At 70.6% G+C, this 21,278-nt stretch carries 18 protein-coding genes; 5 read left to right on the plus strand and 13 right to left on the minus strand.

What is annotated here, in order from left to right:
• Positions 1–8 precede the first annotated feature (8 nt).
• The 8 genes from FDP22_RS11965 to FDP22_RS12000 all read right to left on the minus strand — a co-directional run bounded on the left by FDP22_RS11965 (position 9) and on the right by FDP22_RS12000 (position 8,829).
• The gene (locus tag FDP22_RS11965; RefSeq protein WP_138573255.1) at positions 9–1,304 is read right to left on the minus strand and encodes a c-type cytochrome; all 1,296 of its coding nucleotides are present in this window, start codon (positions 1,302–1,304) and stop codon (positions 9–11) included.
• On the minus strand, positions 1,301–2,545 hold the full coding sequence (locus FDP22_RS11970; RefSeq protein WP_138573257.1) for a formate dehydrogenase subunit gamma: 1,245 nt from the start codon (positions 2,543–2,545) through the stop codon (positions 1,301–1,303). Before FDP22_RS11970 ends, FDP22_RS11965 begins: the two co-directional genes overlap by 4 nt.
• A gap of 98 nt (positions 2,546–2,643) precedes the next feature.
• Positions 2,644–3,240 carry a formate dehydrogenase FDH3 subunit beta gene (fdh3B, locus tag FDP22_RS11975; protein WP_138573259.1) on the minus strand — a complete coding sequence of 199 codons (597 nt, stop codon included), beginning with the start codon at positions 3,238–3,240 and terminating at the stop codon, positions 2,644–2,646.
• A gap of 11 nt (positions 3,241–3,251) precedes the next feature.
• Positions 3,252–6,155 (minus strand): formate dehydrogenase subunit alpha, encoded by a 2,904-nt coding sequence (locus FDP22_RS11980; RefSeq protein WP_138573261.1) that lies wholly within the window; start codon positions 6,153–6,155, stop codon positions 3,252–3,254.
• Positions 6,156–6,245: 90 nt separating this feature from the next.
• A complete protein-coding gene (locus FDP22_RS11985; RefSeq protein ID WP_138573263.1) occupies positions 6,246–6,440 on the minus strand; it encodes a hypothetical protein in 195 nt (64 codons plus the stop codon).
• 296 nt (positions 6,441–6,736) lie between these two features.
• A complete protein-coding gene (locus FDP22_RS11990) occupies positions 6,737–7,375 on the minus strand; it encodes a TorD/DmsD family molecular chaperone (protein WP_138573265.1) in 639 nt (212 codons plus the stop codon).
• Between the two features lie 120 nt (positions 7,376–7,495).
• Positions 7,496–8,215 (minus strand): DUF3306 domain-containing protein, encoded by a 720-nt coding sequence (locus tag FDP22_RS11995; RefSeq protein ID WP_138573267.1) that lies wholly within the window; start codon positions 8,213–8,215, stop codon positions 7,496–7,498.
• Complete coding sequence (locus FDP22_RS12000) at positions 8,212–8,829, minus strand: DUF3305 domain-containing protein (protein ID WP_239031761.1); 618 nt, start codon at positions 8,827–8,829, stop codon at positions 8,212–8,214. The genes FDP22_RS11995 and FDP22_RS12000 overlap by 4 nt, the downstream gene beginning before the upstream one ends.
• A 135-nt stretch (positions 8,830–8,964) precedes the next feature.
• On the opposite strand from FDP22_RS12000, the gene FDP22_RS12005 reads away from it, so the two are divergent.
• From FDP22_RS12005 to FDP22_RS12025, 5 genes are read left to right on the plus strand one after another with little or no spacing between them, the layout of a single operon-like run.
• Positions 8,965–10,968 carry a 4Fe-4S binding protein gene (locus tag FDP22_RS12005; protein ID WP_138573271.1) on the plus strand — a complete coding sequence of 668 codons (2,004 nt, stop codon included), beginning with the start codon at positions 8,965–8,967 and terminating at the stop codon, positions 10,966–10,968.
• A 29-nt stretch (positions 10,969–10,997) separates the two neighbouring features.
• Positions 10,998–11,213, plus strand: coding sequence for a DUF6494 family protein (locus FDP22_RS12010; protein WP_138573273.1), 216 nt, complete (start codon positions 10,998–11,000; stop codon positions 11,211–11,213).
• Positions 11,210–12,343: an Mrp/NBP35 family ATP-binding protein gene (locus FDP22_RS12015; protein ID WP_138573275.1), complete on the plus strand. Its 1,134-nt coding sequence runs from the start codon at positions 11,210–11,212 to the stop codon at positions 12,341–12,343. The genes FDP22_RS12010 and FDP22_RS12015 overlap by 4 nt, the downstream gene beginning before the upstream one ends.
• Positions 12,343–13,143, plus strand: coding sequence for a biotin/lipoate--protein ligase family protein (locus FDP22_RS12020; protein ID WP_138573277.1), 801 nt, complete (start codon positions 12,343–12,345; stop codon positions 13,141–13,143). The genes FDP22_RS12015 and FDP22_RS12020 overlap by 1 nt, the downstream gene beginning before the upstream one ends.
• Complete coding sequence (locus tag FDP22_RS12025; protein ID WP_138573279.1) at positions 13,140–13,628, plus strand: DUF6505 family protein; 489 nt, start codon at positions 13,140–13,142, stop codon at positions 13,626–13,628. Before FDP22_RS12020 ends, FDP22_RS12025 begins: the two co-directional genes overlap by 4 nt.
• A 691-nt stretch (positions 13,629–14,319) precedes the next feature.
• Here the strand turns inward: FDP22_RS12025 and FDP22_RS12030 are convergent.
• From FDP22_RS12030 to FDP22_RS12050, 5 genes are all read right to left on the minus strand, one after another.
• Positions 14,320–15,891, minus strand: a complete 1,572-nt coding sequence (locus tag FDP22_RS12030; RefSeq protein ID WP_138573281.1) for an ABC transporter ATP-binding protein — start codon at positions 15,889–15,891, stop codon at positions 14,320–14,322.
• Complete coding sequence (locus FDP22_RS12035) at positions 15,888–16,997, minus strand: ABC transporter permease (protein ID WP_138573283.1); 1,110 nt, start codon at positions 16,995–16,997, stop codon at positions 15,888–15,890. The genes FDP22_RS12030 and FDP22_RS12035 overlap by 4 nt, the downstream gene beginning before the upstream one ends.
• Before the next feature lies 1 nt (position 16,998).
• The gene (locus FDP22_RS12040) at positions 16,999–18,078 is read right to left on the minus strand and encodes a microcin C ABC transporter permease YejB (protein ID WP_138573285.1); all 1,080 of its coding nucleotides are present in this window, start codon (positions 18,076–18,078) and stop codon (positions 16,999–17,001) included.
• A gap of 20 nt (positions 18,079–18,098) precedes the next feature.
• Positions 18,099–19,976 (minus strand): extracellular solute-binding protein, encoded by a 1,878-nt coding sequence (locus FDP22_RS12045; protein WP_138573287.1) that lies wholly within the window; start codon positions 19,974–19,976, stop codon positions 18,099–18,101.
• A 542-nt stretch (positions 19,977–20,518) separates the two neighbouring features.
• Positions 20,519–21,028 carry a c-type cytochrome gene (locus FDP22_RS12050; RefSeq protein WP_239031762.1) on the minus strand — a complete coding sequence of 170 codons (510 nt, stop codon included), beginning with the start codon at positions 21,026–21,028 and terminating at the stop codon, positions 20,519–20,521.
• Positions 21,029–21,278: the final 250 nt, after the last annotated feature.

Raw genomic sequence — 21,278 nt, forward strand, 5'->3', positions numbered from 1 at the left:
CTCCCTGGTCAGCGGGTTGCGTCCCGCAGGTAGTCTATCAGATCGGTACGGTCCTGCGCGCGGGTGATGCGCTGCATCGGCATCTTCGATCCCGGTGTATAATGCTCCGGCCCGAGATCGAACAGCCTGTCGAGGGTCTCCGGCGACCAGATGATGTCCGAGCTGCCGAGCGCCTCGGAATAGCCGTAGCCGGGCAGGGTTCCGGCCTTGCGCCCGAAGATCCGGTGCAGGCTCGGCCCGGCGCGGCGGGCATCCTGCGGCGTGAGCGTGTGGCAGACGGAACATTTGCGCGCGAACTGCCGCTCGCCATTGCTCACGCCGGCGGCATCGACCTTGAAGCGCGGGCCCGCGCCACCGGGGAACAGCGGCCCGGCCGGCCCGTCCACAGGCCAGATCACCGCGTGAGCGGCCAGCCCCGCGGCCACGAGTCGTGTCTCGTCGAGGAAGGCGAGTGCCCAGATCGGCCCGCCGCTCCCGGACGCGGGGATCGCGCGCAGCGGCGTCCAGTCGGAGGTCCTGACCAGCGTGATCGCCCCCTGTCCGTCCCCCGCCGCGAGCAGCGCGCCGGAGGGCGTGGCGGCGAGGGCGAGCACGGGCGTGCGCTCGAGCGCCAGTTCCGCCAGCGGCGCCTCCGAGGCGAGGTCGATGGCACCGATATGCCCGTCCACCGTACCATAGGCCAGCCATCCGGGCCCGGGCACCAGGACGTTGATGCCGAAACCGCCCCTGAGCACGTCGCGCCGGGGCTCCAGCCCTTCCGGGCCCAGCTCCCAGCGCCGCAGGGTGCCATCGGCGGACGCCGAGTAAAGCCGGTCCGGCCCGGCGAAGGCCACGGCGTTCACCGCGCCGGAGCCGGCCTGCTCCAGCCCCAGAAGCCGGCCGGTGTCGATATCCCACAGGCCGACGGCCCCGTCCCAGCTCGCCGAGGCGAAGCGCCTGCCGTCCGGCGAGAGGGCGAGGCCCATCACCTTGCCCTTGTGGCCGGTGAAATGCCGCAGGGCCGTGCCCGTCTCCGTGTCCCAGGCGATGATGTCGAAATCGTCCCCGCCCGAAAGCAGGCGGCCGGGCCCGGCGCCGATGGCGACATTCACCGCCGCGGCATGGCCTTCGAGCCAGCGCAGATGGGCACCCGAGAGGCTCCACAGCCCCACGGAATTGTCGAAGCTGGCGCTGAGGATCAGCTCTCCCGCCCGGGACAGGCCCTTCACCGGCCCGCCATGCCCGGTGAGCGCGGTTTGCGCCGCGCCGGCCTGTGCGACCAGGCCGACGAGCAGCGCGGCAAGGGCCCGGCAGGCCGGGATCATTCGGCGGGCGTGCGCCGGGAGGTGCGGGCGCTCACTTCGTCGACCCAGAGATTGTGGTGCTCGCGGGCCCAGTTGAGATCCACGTCGCCGGAGCCCATGGCGTCGAAGGCGCCCTCCATGCCCAGCGTGCCGATGTAGATATGGGCGATGACGATCGCGATCATCACCAGCGCCACGGCGGCGTGCCAGATGGTCTGGTACTGCATTTCCTGCAGGGCGGTGACCGGCTGGCTCACGTCGATGCCGATGAAGGACAGCGACAGGCCGATGTCATGGAAGAAGCCGAAGGTCTTGCCCATCAGCCCGGTCTGGAACGGGAACAGCAGCGCGATGCCCGACAGGCTGAGCGAGGCGCCGAGCAGGATGACCGACCAGAAGATCAGCTTCTGCCCGGCGTTGAACTTGCCCGCGTCGGGGTGGGAATGCTCGGAGAACAGCCCGCCGCCCTTCATCAGCCAGACCAGGTCGCGCGGGTGGGGAATGTTGCGGCCCACCCACATCACGAAGATCAGGATGAGCCCCAGCATGAAGGCCCAGGCGATGTTGTTATGCACCCATTTGCCCCACCAGGCGGTGAGGGAGTAGGCCTCGTGGCCGATGATCGGCAGGATGTACTCCCGCCCGTAAAGCAGGTTCAGGCCGGTTAGGGCGAGGGTGACGAAGCTCACCGCCAGGATCCAGTGGCCGAAGCGCTCGATGCCGCCGAAGCGTTTGATGCGGACGGAGGAGGGGCCGGCGGAGATGCGGATGCGACCGCGGATCAGGTAGAACAGCGCCAGCAGCACGATCATGCCGGCGGGGAAGATCAGCCCGTATTCCGGCAGCGGCCCGCGGCGCAGCAGCCGCCACTCCTCGCCATAGGGCTGGACCAGCGTCGCCGAAAGCTTGTTGGGGATGGAGACGGTGGTGGTGAAGCCGTCCTCGTCCGCGCCACGGTCCCCGCCAACGTAGCGCCACATCTCGGACCGCGCCGGGCGTTCGGTGATCTTGCCCGGAACATCGGACATGCCGGTGGAGTCGGGCGTCGCATTGGTCACCGCGTTCGCCGGCGGGCGTACCGACTGTGCGTCGGCCATGGTCACGAACCCCGCCAGCGTGACGGCCAGCAGTAGAAGCGAGAGCCCCAGGGCGCCGGCGGCAACGCGCAGCCGGCGCTTGCGGCGGCGCTCGAAGCGCGGGCTGGGAACCCCGCCGGCGGGGCGGGAGGCGGCGGCGCTGGCGCGCTGGGAGGATCGGGGCATGCGGGACCTCACGCGTCTTGTCGTCGGATGGCGCGCCGGGCAGGGCCGGCCTGGCGCGACGGGGCGCGGGCCCCGCGGGGCCCGCGCAGGCGGAGGGATCAGCTGTCGTTCTGCTTGCCGTAGGCGGTGCCCCAGCCCCAGGTGTCACCACCGAAGCCCCGGGCCACCACACGCTCGCGGAAGATGTTCGACACGTCGTTCGCGTCTCCCGCCAGCAGGGCCTTGGTCGAGCACATTTCCGCGCAGATGGGCAGCTTGCCCTCGGCGATGCGGTTGCGGCCGTACTTGCGGAACTCGGCGGGGGAATTGTCCTCCTCCGGGCCGCCGGCACAGAAGGTGCACTTGTCCATCTTGCCGCGCGAGCCGAAGTTTCCGGCCTGCGGGTACTGCGGCGCGCCGAAGGGGCAGGCGTAGAAGCAGTAGCCGCAGCCGATGCACAGGTCCTTGGAGTGCAGGACGATTCCGTCCTCGGTCTTGTAGAAACAGTCCACCGGGCAGACGGCCATGCAGGGCGCGTCGGCGCAGTGCATGCAGGCCACGGAGATGGATTTCTCCCCCGGGCGGCCGTCATTGATGGTCACCACCCGGCGGCGGTTGATGCCCCAGGGGATCTCGTGCTCGTTCTTGCACGCGGTGACGCAGGCGTTGCATTCGATGCAGCGTTCGGCGTCGCAAAGAAAGGCTGCTTTTCCCATCGTGCTCTCCCTCAGGCTTTCATGATCTGGCAGAGGGTGGCTTTCGTCTCCTGCATCTGCGTGACGGAGTCGTAGCCATAGGTCTGCGCGGTGTTGCTTGATTCGCCGAGCACGATCGGATCGGCCCCCTCGGGGTACTTGTAGCGCCGGTCCTCACCCTGCCAGATGCCGCCGAAGTGGAAGGGCATGAAGGCAACGCCCCGGCCCACCCGCTCGGTGATCATCGCGGCGACGCGGATGCGGCCCTTGTCCGGGCCTTCGACCCAGACATACTCGCCGTCCTTGATGCTGCGGTCGTTCGCGTCGCGCGGGTTGATCTCGATGAACATCTGCTGCTGCAGCTCGGCCAGCCAGGGGTTGGAGCGGGTCTCGTCGCCGCCGCCCTCGTATTCCACCAGACGCCCGGAGGTGAGGATGATCGGGTAGGTTTCCGAGAAATCCTGCTTCTGGATCGAGGCGTAGAGCGTGGGCATGCGCCAGTCGCGCCGGTCCTCGTAGGTGGGGTAATCGGCCACCAGGTCGCGGCGGCTGGTGTAGAGCGGCTCGCGGTGCACCGGCACGGGGTCGGGGAAGTTCCACACCACGCAGCGGGCCTTGGCGTTGCCGTAGGGCGCGCAGCCGTGCTCGATGGCGACGCGCTGGATGCCGCCGGAAAGGTCGGTCTTCCAGTTCACCTTGCCCACTGCATCGGCTTCCGAGGAGCCGGCGACGGCCTCGATGGAGGCGCGCTCATCCGCCGTGAGGTCCTTGTCCCAGCCGAGCTGGGTCAGCATGGCCATGGTGAACTCGGGGTAGCCGTCCTCGATCTCCGAGCCCTTGGGCCAGGAGCCTTCGGCGAGCAGGTTCTCGCCGTCACGCTCCACGCCGAAGCGGGCGCGGAAGCCCATGCCGCCGTCCTTCACGTGCAGGTCGGTGTTGTAGAGCACCGGCGAGCCCGGGTGGTTCATCTCCGGTGTGCCCCAGGCCGGCCAGGGCAGGCCGTAATAATCCCCGTCGCAGGGGCCGCCATTGGCGCGCAGCGTGGTGCGGTCGAAGGTGGCCTGGTTCTCCATGTGGGCGCGCAGGCGCTCCGGGCTCTGGGCGGTGTAGCCTACGGTCCACATGCCGCGGTTGAACTCCCGCGTCAGGTCCTCGATGAGCGGCTCGTCGCCGTTCACCTCGATGTTGCGGAAGATCCGGTCGGAGAAGCCGAACTTGTCGGAGAACAGCTTCAGGATCACGTGGTCGGGCCTGGATTCGAACAGCGGTTCGACCACGCGCTCGCGCCACTGCAGCGAGCGGTTGGAGGCGGTGACGGAGCCGTAGCTCTCGAACTGCGAGCAGGCCGGCAGCAGCCAGACATTGTCCGTGCGGTCATGCATGATGGCCGAGATGGTGGGGTAGGGGTCCACCACCACCAGCATGTCGAGCTTTTCCATCGCCTGCTTCATCTCGGGAAGGCGGGTCTGGGAGTTCGGCGCGTGGCCCCAGAACACCATGCAGCGCAGGTTGGCCGGCTGGTCGATGTTCTCCGCCGGCTCCAGCACGCCGTCGAACCAGCGCGACACCGTGATGCCCTTGGCCTCCATGATGTCCTTGGAGGCGAAGCGGGAGGCGAAGTAGGCGTAATCCTCCTCCCACACCCGGGCCCAGTGTTTCCACGAGCCCTCCGTCAGGCCGTAATATCCGGGCAGCGTGTCGGCGAGCACGCCGAGATCTGTGGCCCCCTGCACGTTGTCATGGCCGCGGAAGATGTTGGTTCCGCCGCCGGGCTTGCCCATGTTGCCCAGCGCGAGCTGGAGGATGCAGTAGGCGCGGGTGTTGTTGTTGCCGGTGGTGTGCTGGGTGCCGCCCATGCACCAGATCAGCGTGCCGGGGCGGTTCTCCGCCAGGGTGCGGGCGACGCGGTGCATCTGCTCCTCGGGCACGCCGGTGACACGTTCGACCTCGTCGGGTGTCCACTTCTTCACTTCCTCGCGCACCTGGTCGAGGCCCCAGACGCGCTGGTTGATGTATTCCTTGTCTTCCCAGCCGTTCTCCAGCACGTGCCAGAGCAGGCCCCAGATCAGCGCCACGTCTGATCCGGGGCGCATGCGCACGTATTCGGTGGCATGGGCGGCGGTGCGGGTGAAGCGCGGGTCACACACGATCAGCGGCGCGTTGTTCTGCTCCTTGGCCTTCAGCACGTGCTGGAGCGAGACCGGATGCGCCTCGGCAGGGTTGCCGCCAATGATGATGATCGCCTTGGAATTGTGGATGTCGTTGTAGGAGTTCGTCATGGCGCCGTAGCCCCATGTGTTCGCAACCCCGGCGACGGTGGTGGAGTGGCAGATGCGGGCCTGGTGGTCGACGTTGTTCGTGCCCCAGTAGGCGGCGAACTTGCGGAACAGGTAGGCCTGTTCGTTGGAGTGCTTGGCCGAGCCCAGCCAGTAGACGCTGTCCGGCCCGCTCTCCTCGCGGATCTTGAGCATGCCGTCGCCGATCTCGTTGATGGCGTCGTTCCAGGACATGCGCTCCCACTTGCCGCCCACGAGCTTCATCGGGTATTTCAGCCGGCGCTCGCCATGGGCGTGTTCGCGCACCGAGGCGCCCTTCGCGCAATGGGCGCCCAGGTTGAACGGGCTGTCCCAGCCGGGTTCCTGCCCGATCCAGACGCCGTTCTGCACCTCGGCCATCACCGTGCAGCCCACGGAGCAATGGGTGCAGACCGATTTCACCGTCTTGATCGCGCCGCTGGCCGCGGTTTCGGCCGTGGCCTTGCGTACCGTGCCGACGCCGGCGCCGGCAATGGCGGCCAGGCCGCCCACGGCAAGGCCGGAGCGGCCGAGAAAGGTGCGCCGGTCCATTCCTTCCGCGCGTCCGCCCGCCGGGCGCCCCGCGAGGATGGATGCGGCCCGGCCGTTCTGCGCTGTCCCGTCAGTACGCTTCCTGAGCATGGGAAACTCCACTCTGTCCTGGGCGCTCCGGCCCGTATGGCTGTCAGGCGCGCGGACGAACCGCCCGGCGCCCGTGGCTTCAGGCCGCGATCAGCGGCAGGTCTCGTAGTATTTCAGCACATGTTCGGTCTTGCGCAGGCCGAGGCTGGTGGGCTTGACCTCCTCCGCCGCGGCGGCGGGCCCGGTGCCTGCGATGCCGCCCACCGCGACCGCCGGCAGCCCGGCCAGGCCGAGGCGCAGCAGATCGCGCCGGGACGTGTCGGTCTCTTCGGTCTTGCGCGTCATGTGCCTTCTCCTCCTGCTCGCCCCGTCGGGGCGTGATTTGCGTGGGGTCTGCCGCGCCGGCCACCCTGGCCGCCGGCATGTCCCGAATGTCCCGGCCCGTGTGTGCCGCGGACCTGTCTCCTGCGCCTTGCCCGGCCCCTAGGGAGCGGGCCCTGTCTCCCCCTCCGGCCTCCCGCCCCCTGCCGGCTGGTCGGGCGGTCCGGCCCCTGCTCCGCCGACCCCGGCGCGGCCATTTGGCATCCGAAGTCCTGAAGACTTTGTTAACCAGGGGCCTGCCAGGGGCGGTGAGCGGCCGGTCACGGGTCCGTGCCGCCGCCGAGGCGGAACGCCTCGCGTTCGATCTCGATCATCAGCCGGCCCAGCGTGCCGACGGGGGCGTAGAACACCGAGGCCCGCGCGGCTTCCAGGTCGGAAAAGAAATGCGCCGCCCAGGGCGCGAGATGTGTGGCGAAGAACTCCCGCTGGGCGGGCAGGGGCAGCGGCGCCCCGAAGCGGCCGCGGATCAGCCCGGACATGATCTCGCACAGCGAGGCGATGTTGTCCTCCGGCTCGAACACGGCCTCGGCGCGGGCCACCGCATGGCGGGCCATGTCCTGGCGCAGGCGCGCGAGCGGCTTCTCGTTGAGGAACCCGGTCATGTAGAAGGAGGCGTAGGGCACCAGTTCACCGCGGCCGAGGCCGATGAACAGGTCGTTGAACTCCCGGCGGACGGTGGTGGTGGACATGCTGCGGGCCACTGCCGCGAGCGCCTCGATGGCGCGGCCGATGTCGGTGTCGTCTCCGGAGAGGGCGGACAGGCGGCGGAGCATCGCCGTGTCGGCGGGGCGCACGAGCAGCCCGGCGAGGAACTCGTAGAAATCGGCGCGCACCCGGTCTTCTTCCGCAACGGCGGCGAGGTCCTGGATTTCCCGAGGCGTCTTCTTGTCTCCGGACATGGCGCCGGCTGCTCCCCATTCACGTGCTGGCTGCCCCGGTGACGGGGCGCTGGCGGAGGCCCAGCTTGCCTCAGTTCGGGGGGATAAGTCCAGAAGGTTTTGCGAACAGCCTCAAGGTCTTCACGAGGTATTTGAACAATCCGGTGCAAATCGGAAGCGCATTGCGCTGCGGCGTGCCGACGGGTGCGCCGCAGCATCGGTGTCCAGCGCCAACAGGGGCGCGCTTTCCGCGTCCGGAGCGGCGGGGGCCGCGCCTGTTCCGGGCTGCGCGTCGCCGCTCTGCGGGGCATCGAGCGGCGCGGCGCGCGTGACGCGCGGCGGCTCCGGCGGGTCGACGGGCGTGTGCGCGTCGGGCGCCGCGGCCCGGTCCTCCGGGTCCGGCGCGGTGTCTGCCGCGGTGTCGGGCAGGGTCGCGGACATCTGGTCCAGCATCCCGCGGCCGACCTTGTAGGCGGTCTTCAGCCCGGGCATCACCTTGGCCGCGTCGGTGAAATCCTCCTCGTAGTCGTTCAGGCCGTCGAGGCAGGCGAGCACCGGGTTCGAGGCCCAGAGCCGGCGCAGCGCGCGGTTGCGCAGGCGGCGCGGCACGGCGCCGCGCATGAAGGCGGAGAAATCGTCGCCGGGTTGCATCCGGTCCGGGTCGGGAAGGCCGAGGGTCTCGAGGATCTCGGCATCGGTGGCCTCGGGCGGGAAGGCGGCCTCGGCCTCGGCCCCGGGTGCTGCGACGGCCTCGGGCGGTGACGGGGCGCCTGGACCCGCCTCTGCGGGCTCTGCCTCCGGGGCCTCCGCCCGGCGCTTGCGGCGCGACCAGCGATCGAGGAATCCGCCGTCCGTGCTCATGGCATGTCCTTGCGGTCGCGCAGGCTGGAGGGGGCGCGGTAGACATCGCTCTCCTGGGCGATGCGGCGGTCTCCCAGCCCGTCCTCGGCGGCGGGGGCGTGCGGCACGCGGCGGCGCTTCACGAAGGCCGGGCCGTCGGGCTGGGCGTCGGTGAAGGCGGCGATCCAGGCTTCCAGCGCCTCGGGCATCGGCACGGGTTCGACCAGTTCCTCGCCGCTCTCCATGTAGTCCTGCGCCTCGAAGGGCGAGGCGGTGACCAGCCGGACCGCGATGTCCTGGGCGGCCCCCGGCGGCGCGGGGCGCAGCACCACCCAGACGGTGCGCGGCCGCCCGGCAAGGGCGACACGGTAGGACTCGGCCTCCGACCTGTGCAGCACGAGGGGCATGGTGGCGGCGTGATATTCCTGCGCGCCGTCTTCCTCGCGCAGCAGCACCCAGTCCGCCGGGGGGGCTCCGGGCAGCACCGCCACGGCGCGCCAGACATGCGACACCCAGCGGTTTTTCGACGGGATCCTGCGCAGCACGATGCCCAGGCGCAGCTCCGCCTCGCGCGGGGCGGCGGCGGGCGTTGCGGGGCTCCCGGTGTCCTCTGGCGGTCTGGCGTCGGACGTCAAGCTTGCCTTCCCTGGCCGCGGGGCCTTGTGTCCCGGGCGCGGCCATGATTGATCTGGGGCCAAGGATCGGGCCTTGGCCGGCGATTGTCCAGCCCCGGCACCGATGTTCCGACGCAAGGCGGGGAGGATCTTCCGATGACGCAGGAACATGGCTCTGCACTCTTCCTCTGCTCCTGCCTGGGCAGCATGGAAGTCGATGCCGCGGCGCTGGGGCGCGCGGCCACCGGCACGGCCTGCCGGCTGCACCGCCACCTATGCCGCTCCGAGAGCCACCTTGTGGCCGGGGCGCTGGAGGCGGGGCAGGCGGTGACCGTGGCCTGCGGGCAGGAGGCGCCGGTGTTCGAGGACCTTGCGCAGGGCCGCCCGCTCACCACCATAGATATCCGTGACCGCGCCGGCTGGTCCGACGAGGGCGCGGCCGCGCTGCCCAAGATGGCCGCGCTCCTGGCCGAGGGGGCGCTGAGCCCGCGGCCCGCGCCGCTGATGCCCATCGTCTCCGAGGGGGTCTGCCTGGTTTACGGCCCCGGCGACGTGGCGATGGACGCGGCGGAGCGGCTGGCCGGGCGGCTGTCGGTGACCGTGATGCTCAGCGACGTGGGAGAGGTGATCCCGCCGCGCGAGGACCGGTTCGAGATCCTGCGCGGGCGCATCCGCGCCGCGCGCGGCCGGCTCGGGGCCTTCTCGCTGGTCGCCGACGGGCTGGCCGTCGCGGAGCCCGCCGGGCGCGGGGCGCTGCGCTTCGGTCCGGCGGCGGATGGCGGCGCCTCGGAGTGCGACATCATCCTCGACCTCTCCGGCGGCACCCCGCTGTTCCCGGCCCCGGACAAGCGCGACGGCTACCTGCGCGCGGACCCGCGGGACCAGGCCGCCGTCGCCCGCGCGCTGCTGGAGGCGAGCAACCTCACCGGCACCTTCGACAAGCCGCTCCACGTGCGGGTGACCGAGAGCCTCTGCGCCCATTCGCGCGCCGGCAAGACCGGCTGCACCCGGTGCCTGGACGTCTGCCCCACCGGGGCGATCCTGCCGCAGGGCGACCATGTGAGCCTCGCCGCGGACATCTGCGCCGGCTGCGGCGCCTGCGCCGCGGTCTGCCCCACGGGCGCGATGCTCTACGACGATCCGCCGCTGGACCACCAGGTCCGCCGCCTGCGGGTGATGGCCGAGGCCTACCGCGCCGCGGGCGGCGCCGCGCCGCGCCTGCTGCTGCATGACGCGGGGCACGGGGCGGAGATGATCGCCCTCTCGGCGCGCTTCGGCCGCGGCCTGCCGGCCGACGTGCTGCCGCTGGAGCTGCCGGAGACCGGCGGGGCAGGGCACACGCTCATCCTCGCCGCGCTGTCGCAGGGCTACGCCGAGGTGGCGCTGCTGGCCGGCCCGCGCACGGAGCGCGAGGGGCTGGACCCGCAACTGGCCCTCGCCCGCGCCCTGGCGCCGGAGCCCGGGCGCATCCGCCTGCTCGACCCGGCGGAGCCGGACGCGCTGGAGACGGCCCTGTACGACACCCGGCCCTCCGCGCCGCAGGCCGAACCGGCGCTGGCCCTGGGCGGCGGGCGCGAGCTGGTGCGCGCGGCGATGCGCGCGCTGGGGGCCGGGCTGGACGCCCCGGTGCCGCTGCCGGAGGGCGCGCCCTACGGGGCGGTGCTGGTGGACCAGGAGGCCTGCACGCTGTGCCTTGCCTGCGTCTCGCTCTGCCCCACCGGCGCGCTGCTGGACAATCCGGACCGCCCGGAGCTGCGCTTCCAGGAGGATGCCTGCGTGCAATGCGGCATCTGCGCCGCCGCCTGCCCGGAGACCGCAATCACCCTGGAGCCGCGCTACGACGCCTCCGCCGAGGCGCTGAAACCGCGGGTCCTGAACTCCGAGGAGCCCTTCGCCTGCATCGAATGCGGCAAGGAATTCGGCGTGCGCTCGACCATCGAGCGCATCACCGAGAAGCTGCGCGACCGGAACTGGATGTACACCAACTCCGACAACCTGCGCCTCATCCAGATGTGCGACGATTGCCGGGTGCAGGCCCAGTTCATCGGCGACGGCGGCCCGATGGGCATCGCCCCGCGCCCGACCGTGCGCACCACCGACGATTACCTGGACGCCCGGGACGGCCCGCGCGGCCGCGGCCCCCGCCGCGGCGACGCCTGAGCCCCCGTGCCCCCAAAGGGAGACCCGAGATGAACGAAGAAACCTTCAACATGTCGCTGAGGAAATACCTCAAGCGCGTGGGCGTGACCTCGCAGCAGGAGATCGAGAAGGCCGTGCGCGCCGCCGCGGCCGCCGGAACCCTGCCGGAGGGGCCGCTGCAGGCCACCGTCACCCTCACCGTGGCGGGCATCGCGCTCTCCCACGTGGTCAAGGGCGAGATCGCCCTCGAGGGCGACGCCGAATGAGTGTGACCGAAGCCGACGTGCGTGCGGCCCTGGCCCGGGTGGTCGACCCCTCGGGCGGGGCGGATGTGGTGTCCTCGGGCATGCTGGGTGCCGTGAGCATCTCCGGTGGCGAGGTGCGCGTGGTGCTGGAGGTCGACCCCGCGAAGGGCCGGGCGATGGAGCCGGTGGCCAGGGCCGCCGAGGCCGCCATCGCCGCGCTGCCGGGGGTGACACGGGCCTCCGCCATGCTGACGGCGCATTCCGACAGCCCCTCCGCCCCCCCGCCGAACCTGCGCGGCACCGGCCACGGGCATGCCCACGGCCATTCGCACGGGCCCGCCGGCGGGCCGGGCGAGCCGCTGCGCCAGGCGGCGAAGCCGCAGTCCGGGCCCATCGAGGGGGTGGACCGCATCCTGGCCATCGGTTCGGGCAAGGGCGGGGTGGGCAAGTCCACCGTCTCGGCCAATCTCGCGGTGGCGCTGGCCGCCGAGGGCCGGCGCGTGGGCCTGCTGGACGCCGATGTCTATGGCCCCAGCCAGCCGCGCATGCTGGGCATTTCCGGGCGGCCCTCCTCTCCGGACGGTCAGACCATCCTGCCGCTGCGCAACCATGGTGTCACGCTGATGTCCATCGGCCTGCTCACGCCGGAGGACAAGGCCACCATCTGGCGCGGGCCCATGCTGATGGGCGCGTTGCAGCAGATGCTGCGCCAGGTGGCCTGGGGCCGGCTCGACGTGTTGATCGTCGACCTGCCGCCCGGCACCGGGGACGTGCAGCTCACCCTGTCGCAGAAGGCGGAGGTGACCGGCGCCGTGGTGGTCTCCACCCCGCAGGACATCGCGCTGCTCGACGCGAAGAAGGCGCTCGACATGTTCGAGAAGACCGGCACGAAAGTGGTGGGGATGATCGAGAACATGTCCACCTTCGTCTGCCCCTGTTGCGGGGAGGAGACGCAGATCTTCGGCCATGGCGGGGCGAAGGCCGAGGCCGAGCGGATCGGCGCGCCCTTCCTGGGCGAGATCCCCCTCGACATCGACGTGCGCCTGTCCGGCGACGCCGGCGTGCCCGTGGTGGCCGCGAAGCCGCAGAGCCCGCAGGCGCTGCGCTTCCGCGAGATCGCCCGCAAGCTCATCGGCGCGGGTTACGCCTGATGGAAGGCGCGCTTGCCGACGACAGCCCGCGCCTGCCGGAGGAGGAGCCGGCCTTCCCGCCGCTGCTGCGCGCCAGCGCCGTGCCTGCCGGTGCCGATCCGCTGGCGCGGGCCGTCGCGGCCGCGGTGGCCGGGGTGGAGGCCGGAACTGTGTTCTGGTCCGGCGCGGAGGAGGCGCTGGAAGCCGCCGTGGTCTTCGCGCCGGAGTGCCCGCTGCGCGAGGCCATGGCGATGGTGCCCGCCGTGGCGACAGGGCTCGCCGAGGCGCTCGGCGCCCTCGCCCCGCCCGAGGTGGGCATGACCTTCTCCTGGCCCGACGGCATCCTGGTGAACGGGGCGCTCTGCGGCGTCCTGCGGGCCGAGGCCTCCACGCGTGCGCCCGAGACGGTGCCGGACTGGCTGGTGGTGGCCGTCACGCTGCAGATCTCGCCGCTGTCGGATCAGCCGGGCCGCACGCCCGGCATCACCGCGCTGGCCGAGGAGGGCTGCGGCGACATCGGCCGCCGCGCGCTGCTCGAGGCCCTGGGCCGGCACATGCTGGTCTGGGTGCATGACTGGCTGGAGGACGGCCCGCGCGGCCTCTCCGCCGCCTGGTGGGGCCGCATGGAGGGCCGCGCCACCTCCGCCGCCCACCCCGTCAGCCGCCTGCGCCACGCGGGCGCCGCGGTGGAGGGCCGGGTGCTGGGGCTGGACGAGAGCTTCGGCCTCGTGCTCGGCACGCAGGCGGGCAGCCTGGCGCTGCCGCTGGCCGCGATGCTCGACCACCCGCGCCCCTGGCCGGACCCGGAGGCCCTGGCATGAAGCTCGCCCGCACCCTGCGCCTCGACGAGTCCGATCTCAACGTCTTCGCCCGCCCGGCGGAGTCCGACGAATGGGCGATCCCCGGCAGTTTCGAATTCGCGAACTGGGACGAGAGCCACCTCGTGGGCAAGGCGCGCCAGGCCTTCGCGAACGGCTGGCTGGGGCTGGAGAGCTTCGGGCGCTCCACCTTCGTGGCCGTGGCGCGGCTCGAGCCCGCGGAGCGGGAGGCCTGCGTCGCCCGCCTGGCCGCGCATTTCATCGAGGCCTGGGGCGCGCCCTCGCCGGAGGCCGCCCGGGCCGTCGCCGAGCAGGAGATCGCCTTCATGCAGGAGCTCTGCGAGGGGCACGCGCCCAACACCCTTCTGGTGATCGGCCGCGAGATGTCCCCGGACGGGGTGCGCGAAGCCTACCGCGCCATCGCCCCGGTGGACGCGGAACTGGAAGCCTTCGCCATCCACGGCAGCGCCGACCCCGAGCCGGAGTGACCCTTCCGCCGGGGCCCGCACGCCCGGGCCGGGCGCCCGGCCCGCGACCGCGGGCCGTTCCCCGACGGGGGCTCGATGCCCCCCGAGGGGAAACCCCCTCCGATCTGCGCGCCCGTCGCCCCTCTCGCGACGCCCGGGGTGTCCCTCTTGCAACGCTCCGGGTGTCCCCCCCGCAACGCCCCTGGTGACCCCCGGCAGCGCCCCCGGCCCCCCCTCTCGCAACGCTGCCGTAGTCCCGCTCGCCACGCTCCCGTAACCCCTCTCGCAATGCCACGGGTTGCTTCCCCCCGCGACGCCCCGCCGCCTCCGGGCAACGCCGCGCAGGTCTCCAGCCCGGACAGTGCACGATCTCGGTGCCGCACCGTGGATGCGTGGGGGCGTGGGTGCACAGCCGTGGCCTGAGCAGCGCAGCGGGGCGCTGGACGCGATCTCGACCCGGAGCCGGGTCGACCGCGGGTTCGGGGCCTGCGAGGTGACCATCGAGGGCAGGGCGGATGCGGCTCGGGTCGCGCGCGCCGGATTGCGGTTCGGATTGTCATTCGGGACGCCGGCGGCACCGCGGCCCGGACCGTGTGGCCTGCGTCTCATCCGGTCGCGGAAGAGGGCGCGGGCCGGGCCGGAGGGTCCGGGCGGAGCCGCGGCAGGGGCGGGCCGCCGCGCCTGCTTCAGCCCTGGCGGCGCGGCCACAGGGTCATTTCGCGCGGGCGGCGGCCAGCAGGGTGCGGGTGTACGCGTGCTGCGGTGCCTCGAACAGCGCCTGTGCCGGCCCGGCTTCCACCACCTCGCCCTGGCGCATCACCATCACCTGGTGGCTCAGCGCGCGGACCACGCGCAGGTCGTGGCTGATGAACAGGTAGGCCAGCCCGTGGCGCGCCTGCAACGCGCGCAGCAGGTCCACGATCTGCACCTGCACGGTCATGTCCAGCGCGGAGGTGGGCTCGTCCAGCACCACCAGTTTCGGGCGCAGCACCATGGCGCGCGCGATGGCGATGCGCTGGCGCTGGCCGCCGGAGAACTCATGCGGGTAGCGGTCCATCATCGCGGGGTCCAGCCCGACCTCGGCCAGGATGCGCGCCACGCTCTCGCGCCGGTCCGACCCCGGCTCCACGCCGTGCACGCCCAGCCCCTCGGCCACGATCTGCTCCACGGACATGCGCGGGGAGAGTGAGCCGTAGGGGTCCTGGAACACCACCTGTAGGTCGCGCCGCACCGGGCGCAGCGCCTTGTTGCGCAGCCCCTGGATGTCGCGGCCCATGAACACCACCGGCCCCTCGGAGGACACCAGCCGCAGCAGGCCCAGCGCCAGCGTGGTCTTGCCCGACCCGCTCTCGCCCACGACGCCCAGCGTCTCCCCGGCGTGGACGCGCAGCGTGGCGTCCTGCACCGCCTTCACGTGGCCCACCACGCGGTTGAGCAGCCCGCGCCGGATCGGGAACCACACTTTCAGGTGCTCGGCACGCAGGATCTCGCGCGCGCCCGGGGCCACCGGGTCCGGCCCGCCGGAGGGTTCGGCGGCCAGCAGCATCCGGGTGTAGGGGTGCTCCGGGCGGGAGAAGATCCGCTCCACCGGCCCGGTCTCGACGATCTCGCCGTCCTTCATCACGCAGACCCGGTCGGCGATGCGCCGCACGATGGCGAGGTCATGGGTGATGAACAGCATGGCCATGCCGCGCGCGGTCTGGATCTCGCGCAGCAGGTCGAGGATCTGGGCCTGGATGGTGACGTCGAGCGCGGTGGTCGGCTCGTCGGCGATCAGCAGGTCGGGGTTGTTCGCGAGCGCCATGGCGATCATCACCCGCTGGCGCTGCCCGCCAGAAAGCGTGTGGGGGTAGTCCTCCAGCCGGGTCTCCGGGTCGCGGATGCCGACCTGGGTGAGCAGCTCGACGATGCGCGCCCGCGCCGCGGCCCCGGTGAGGCCCTGGTGCAGCTTCAGGCTCTCGCCGATCTGCCGGCGCAGGGTGTGCAGCGGGTTGAGCGAGGTCATCGGCTCCTGGAAGATGAAGCTGATGTCATTGCCGCGCACCTTGCGCAGCAGCGCCGTGGAGGCGCCCACCATCTCCTGGTCGCGGTAGCGGATCGAGCCGGTGAGCGCCGCGCTGTCGGGCGTCAGCGCCACGGTGGACAGCGCGGTGATCGACTTGCCGGAGCCGCTCTCGCCCACGAGGGCCACGGTCTCGCCGGGTGAGATGTCGAAGCTCACTGCCTTCACCGCGGCGGCGTCACCGAAGCGCACGCTGAGGTCGCGAACGGAAAGCAGGGTCATTTCAGGGTCTTCCGGGGGTCGAAGGCATCGCGCACGCCCTCGAAGATGAACACGAGCAGCGAGAGCATGATGGCGAAGGTGAAGAAGGCGGTGAAGCCCAGCCAGGGCGCCTGCAGGTTGTTCTTGCCCTGCAGGGTCAGCTCTCCCAGCGAGGGGTAGGCGGCCGAGAGCCCCAGCCCGAGATAGTCGAGCGTGGCCAGACCGCCGATCGCCCCGGTGATGATGAAGGGCAGCAGGGTGAGCGTGGCGACCATGGCGTTCGGCAGCACGTGGCGGAACATGATCGTCCAGTCCCGCACCCCCAGCGCCCGGGCGGCGCGCACGTATTCGAAGTTGCGCGCGCGCAGGAACTCGGCGCGCACCACGCCCACCAGCGCCGTCCAGCTGAAGAAGGCGATCAGCAGGGTGAGCAGCCAGAAGGTCATGGTGAACATCGCCGAGAGGATGATCAGGATGTAGAGGCTCGGCGTGTTGCCCCAGATCTCCACCAGGCGCTGGAACACCAGGTCCACCCAGCCGCCGAAATACCCCTGCGCGGCGCCCGCCACGATGCCGATCGCCGAGGAGACGACGCCCACCACCAGCGCGAAGAGGATGGAGATGCGGAAGCCGTAGATCACCCGGGCGACCACGTCGCGCGCCTGGTCATCGGTGCCCAGCCAGTGGTGCGCGTCCGGCGGCGAGGGCGCGCGGTCCACATCGTAGTTCACCGTGTCGAAGCTGTAGGGGATGAGGGGCCAGAGGATCCAGCCGCGCTCCACCGCCGCGCCGTCGACGGTGCCGGTCCCGGCCTGGGCCTTCACGCCCTCGGGGTCGTCGAAGCAGGACTCCAGCCCGCCGGAGACGATGAGGCACTGCACCACCGGGTCTGTGTATTGCGCCTCGGTGGCGAAATCTCCGCCGAAGGCGGTCTCCGGGTGGAAGGTGAACACCGGGGTCATCCACTCCCCGCGGTAGGAGACCAGCAGCGGCCGGTCATTGGCCAGGAACTCGGCGAAGAGCGCCAGCACGAAGAGCACCGAGAACACGATGAGGGACCAGAACGCCCGGCGGTTGGAGCGGAAGGCCGCCAGCCGCCGGCGCTGCAGGGGGTTCAGCCGCGGCATGTCAGGTCTCCCGGCTGGCGAAGTCGATGCGCGGATCGATCAGCATGTAGGTGAGGTCGGTCAGCAACTGCACGAAGAGCCCCATCAGGCCGAAGACGTAGAGCGTGGCGAAGACCACCGGGTAATCCCGCTGCATCGCGCTCTCGAAGCCCAGCCGGCCCAGCCCGTCGAGCGAGAAGATGTACTCGATGATGAGCGAGCCGCCGAAGAACACCGAGATGAACAGGCCGGGGAAGCCGGAGATCACGATGAGCATCGCGTTGCGGAACACGTGGCCGTAGAGCACCCGGCGCTCGGTGAGGCCCTTGGCGCGGGCGGTCATCACGTATTGCATGCGGATCTGGTCGAGGAAGGAGTTCTTCGTGAGCAGGGTGAGCTGGGCGAAGGCGGCGATGGTCAGCGCCGCCACCGGCAGGGTGATGTGCCAGAAATAATCCACGATCCGGTCCCACCAGCCGAGCTGATGCCAGTTCTCCGACACGATGCCGCGCAGCGGGAACCACTGCCAGTAGGAGCCGCCTGCGAAGAGCACCATCAGCAGGATGGCGAAGAGGAAGGCCGGAATGGCATAGCCGATCACGATGACTGCGGAGGTCCAGGTGTCGAAGGCGGTATCGTCACGCACCGCCTTCGCGATCCCCAGCGGAATCGAGATCATGTAGGCGATGAGCGTGGACCAGAGCCCGAGCGTGATCGACACCGGCATCTTTTCCAGCACCAGGTCCACCACGGAGATGGAGCGGAAGTAGCTCTCGCCGAAGTCGAAGGTCACGTAGCTCTTGAGCATGATCAGGAAGCGCTCGAGCGGCGGCTTGTCGAGGCCGAACTGCTTCTTGAGGTTCTCCACGAAATCCGGCGGCAGGCCCTTGCCGCCCTGGTAGTCTCCCGATCCGCCGGAGGTGACCTCCTGGCCGCCGCCCGAGAGCCGCTCCATGCCCGCCCCGGGCCCCTCGTTGATCTGGGCGAGCACCTGTTCCACCGGGCCGCCGGGCACGAACTGCACCAGCACGAAGTTGATGATCATGATGCCCAGCAGGGTCGGGATCATCAGCAGCAGACGCCGCAGGATGTAGGCTCCCATTCAGCGACCTCCCGCGCGGCTCAACGCAGCGCGCCTTCGGCGCGGAGCTTCGCGGCCCTGGCCTCGTCCCACCACCACAGGCTCAGCTCGCCCATGGAATAGGCGGGCAGGGGGTCCGGCCGGCCGAAGACGTCGAGATAGGCGATGGTGTGGCTGCCCTTGTACCAGTTCGGCACCCACAGGTGCATGGCGCGCAGCACCCGGTCGAGCGCGTGAACGGCGGTATTCAGCTCGTCGCGGTCCCGCGCGTTCACGATGTCGGCGATGAGCGTGTCCACCGCCGGATTCGACAGGCCGGTGAGATTGGCCGACCCGGGGGTCTCCGCGCTCTGCGAGCCGAACATCTGGCGCAGCTCGTCGCCCGGAGACATCGACATCACGTAGCGCTGGGAGGTGATGTCGTAGTCGAAGCTCTTGCGGCGCTGCTCCTCCTGGGCGGCGTCGATGGAGCGCAGGGAGGCGTCCACCCCGAGCTGCCGGAGGTTGTCGACATAGGGCGTGATGATGCGCTCCATCGAGGGGCTGTCATTGAGGAACACCAGGCTCAGCACCTCGCCCTTCGCATTGGTGCGCAGGCCGTTCCGCACCGTCCAGCCGGCCGCGTCGAGCAGCTTGCCGGCCTGGCGCAGCACCCGCCGGTCGATGCGCTCGGTGGAGGAGACCGGCGGCACGTAGGCAGGCTCGGTGAACACGGCTTCCGGCAGGTCCGCGCGCAGCGGCTCCAGCAGCTTCAGCTCGGCCTGGGTCGGCATGCCCTCCGCCTTCAGCTCGGAATTCTCCCAGAAGGAGGCGGTGCGCTTGTACTGGTCGTAGAACAACGCCTTGTTGGACCATTCGAAGTTGAACACCATGGCCAGCGCCTCGCGCACCCGGGGGTCCCGGAACTTCTCGCGGCGCATGTTGAACCAGAAGCCCTGGGTGCCGGAGGGCGTGGCGTCCGGGATCACCTCGGTCTTCACCCAGCCCTTGTCGATGGCGGGGAAGTGGTAGGATTCGGCCCAGAGCTTGGAGAGATACTCCTCGCGGAAATTGTAGCCGCCGCCCTTGAAGGCCTCGAAGGCGGCCGTGTAGTCGCCGTAATACTCGAAGCGGATCTCGTCGAAATTGTTCTGGCCCACGTTCACCGGGAGATCCTTCGCCCAGTAATCGTCGCGCCGCTCGAAGGTGATGGAGCGGCCCGGATCGGCGCGCTCGACGGCGTAGGGGCCGGAGCCGAGCGGGGGGGTCATGGTCGACTCGGTGAAGTCATGCGTGTCGTAATAGGCCCTGGAGAGGATCGGCATCTGGCCTGCGGTGAGCGGCAGGTCGCGGGTGGAGGCGCCGGCGCGGAAGGTGAATTTCACCTTGTGGGGGTCCAGCGCCTCGACGCTCTCGAAATCCTGGAACTGGATCGCGTAGGAGGGGGTGCCCTTGTCACGCAGGGTCTCGAAGGTGAAGACCACGTCATCGGCGGTGAGCGGCGAGCCGTCGGAGAACGTCGCCTCCGGGCGCATGTCGAAGATCACCCAGGAGCGGTCGGCGGGGTATTCCACCTTCGAGGCCACGAGCCCGTACTGGCTGTCGGGCTCATCGGCGGAGCCGGTCATCAGACTGTCGAAGAGCAGGCCCAGGCCCTGGCCGGAATTGCCCTTCAGGATGAACGGATTGAGACTGTCGAACGTGCCGAAGGCCCAGGTGGAATGCAGGCCGCCCTTGGGGGCGTCCGGGTTCACGTAGTCGAAATGGGGGAAGCCTTCGGGGTACTTCAGGTCACCGAACACCGAGAGCCCGTGCGAGATGGTGACGGCATCTGAGGCATCGGCCCCGGTTTCGGCCCCGAGCGGCAGGGGGTGGGCTGCGAACATCGCGATCGCGGCGAAGGCGGCACGCCAAGGGGCGGAACGGGGGACAAGGCTCATCGGCAACTCCCTGTTGCGGAATTCCCGGTGGAGGGTATTTGCGCGCGCAGGGTGTTGCAAGCCGCTACCCGGCCCATCGGTCCGGAACATGGCGCAACCCGCGCGATTGTGACCGGATGTGCAGCGACCGGGGCCCGGGGCCGGGACCAGCCCGTGCTCCGGCCCGGCGGAACGGGCGCGACCGGCATGTGCCGCGCCCGGAACGGGCTGTCATTCCGGAGTTGCAGGACGCCGCCACACCGCAACCGCCCGCGCGCTCCGGGCCCGGGGTACGCCGCAGCCGGGACACATGCAGAGACCGGGACATATAGAGACAGGGACATGCAGCGACAGGGACATGCAGCGACAGGGACATGCAGTGACCGGGACATGCGGTGACCGGGCCCGGTGACACCGAGGCCCTGCGGCGCGGGACGGCGCCCAGGGGCCGACGGGGGGAACGCCTGCCTCGCCGAGGGGGCCTCCGGCCCCCGCAGCCCGGCAGGCGCGACGCAGACCCTTCGGGCCTGCGCGCCGCCCGGCGTGGACGGGGCAGCGCCCGGTCAGTTCTGCGCGGCGAGGTAGGCGGCCACGTCGGCGCCGTCCTGGTAGTCGCGGAAACCTGCGAAGCTCATCTTGGTGCCGGGCACGAAATCCTTCGGCTTGTGGAGGAAATGGGCGATCTTCTCCGCCGTCCACTCCCCTTCGGCCTCGGCCATGCCCGAGGAGTAGTTGAACCCGGGCAGGCTGCCCATGTCGCGCCCCACGATGTGGTAGAGCGAGGGGCCGACGCCGTTCGCGCCTTCCTCAAGCTTATGGCAGGACTTGCACTTGCTGAACTGCTTCTCGCCGTTGGCCGGGTCGGCCTGGGCGACGAGGGCTGCGTAGTCGACCTCCTCGGCCTCGTCGGCGGGGGCGGAGGATTCGGCCACTTCAAGAACATAGGCGGCTTCGCCCTCGCCGTGCTCGCTGCCGAAGTACAACGGATCGGCGATGAAGAAGCGCACGCCCAGAAAGACCAGCAGGCTGGCACAGAGGCCGGCGACGATCTTGGTGATCTCCATCGTGTTCATCAGGGTTCTTACCTTTGCTCCCGCCCGGCTTTGCCCGGGCACATTGCTATCGCCCGCCGTGACGGGCCGTTGCTGTTGCCCGCGCGCGGCGGGTGCCGGTGCCCGCGATATGCGGACCACTGCTCGCGGCCGTCAGGGCGGCACGCGCTTCTCCCTCTCCTCCGCCGGGGCGGAGGGCAGATGACCCCGTCCGAAGAGGCCGGGCCGGCATCCGCAACAGTATTCACCGCGTCGCATGCACGCCCTGCAG

The organism is Paroceanicella profunda (genome assembly GCF_005887635.2).
Lineage (GTDB): Bacteria > Pseudomonadota > Alphaproteobacteria > Rhodobacterales > Rhodobacteraceae > Paroceanicella > Paroceanicella profunda.

Bases quoted from the DNA above. Each gene is read 5' to 3' on its own strand.
- FDP22_RS11965 (WP_138573255.1), bottom strand. From the start codon at position 1,304: ATGATCCCGGCCTGCCGGGCCCTTGCCGCGCTGCTCGTCGGCCTGGTC.
- FDP22_RS11970 (WP_138573257.1), bottom strand. From the start codon at position 2,545: ATGCCCCGATCCTCCCAGCGCGCCAGCGCCGCCGCCTCCCGCCCCGCC.
- fdh3B (WP_138573259.1), bottom strand. From the start codon at position 3,240: ATGGGAAAAGCAGCCTTTCTTTGCGACGCCGAACGCTGCATCGAATGC.
- FDP22_RS11980 (WP_138573261.1), bottom strand. From the start codon at position 6,155: ATGCTCAGGAAGCGTACTGACGGGACAGCGCAGAACGGCCGGGCCGCA.
- FDP22_RS11985 (WP_138573263.1), bottom strand. From the start codon at position 6,440: ATGACGCGCAAGACCGAAGAGACCGACACGTCCCGGCGCGATCTGCTG.
- FDP22_RS11990 (WP_138573265.1), bottom strand. From the start codon at position 7,375: ATGTCCGGAGACAAGAAGACGCCTCGGGAAATCCAGGACCTCGCCGCC.
- FDP22_RS11995 (WP_138573267.1), bottom strand. From the start codon at position 8,215: ATGAGCACGGACGGCGGATTCCTCGATCGCTGGTCGCGCCGCAAGCGC.
- FDP22_RS12005 (WP_138573271.1), top strand. From the start codon at position 8,965: ATGACGCAGGAACATGGCTCTGCACTCTTCCTCTGCTCCTGCCTGGGC.
- FDP22_RS12010 (WP_138573273.1), top strand. From the start codon at position 10,998: ATGAACGAAGAAACCTTCAACATGTCGCTGAGGAAATACCTCAAGCGC.
- FDP22_RS12015 (WP_138573275.1), top strand. From the start codon at position 11,210: ATGAGTGTGACCGAAGCCGACGTGCGTGCGGCCCTGGCCCGGGTGGTC.
- FDP22_RS12020 (WP_138573277.1), top strand. From the start codon at position 12,343: ATGGAAGGCGCGCTTGCCGACGACAGCCCGCGCCTGCCGGAGGAGGAG.
- FDP22_RS12025 (WP_138573279.1), top strand. From the start codon at position 13,140: ATGAAGCTCGCCCGCACCCTGCGCCTCGACGAGTCCGATCTCAACGTC.
- FDP22_RS12030 (WP_138573281.1), bottom strand. From the start codon at position 15,891: ATGACCCTGCTTTCCGTTCGCGACCTCAGCGTGCGCTTCGGTGACGCC.
- FDP22_RS12035 (WP_138573283.1), bottom strand. From the start codon at position 16,997: ATGCCGCGGCTGAACCCCCTGCAGCGCCGGCGGCTGGCGGCCTTCCGC.
- FDP22_RS12040 (WP_138573285.1), bottom strand. From the start codon at position 18,078: ATGGGAGCCTACATCCTGCGGCGTCTGCTGCTGATGATCCCGACCCTG.
- FDP22_RS12045 (WP_138573287.1), bottom strand. From the start codon at position 19,976: ATGAGCCTTGTCCCCCGTTCCGCCCCTTGGCGTGCCGCCTTCGCCGCG.
- FDP22_RS12050 (WP_239031762.1), bottom strand. From the start codon at position 21,028: ATGAACACGATGGAGATCACCAAGATCGTCGCCGGCCTCTGTGCCAGC.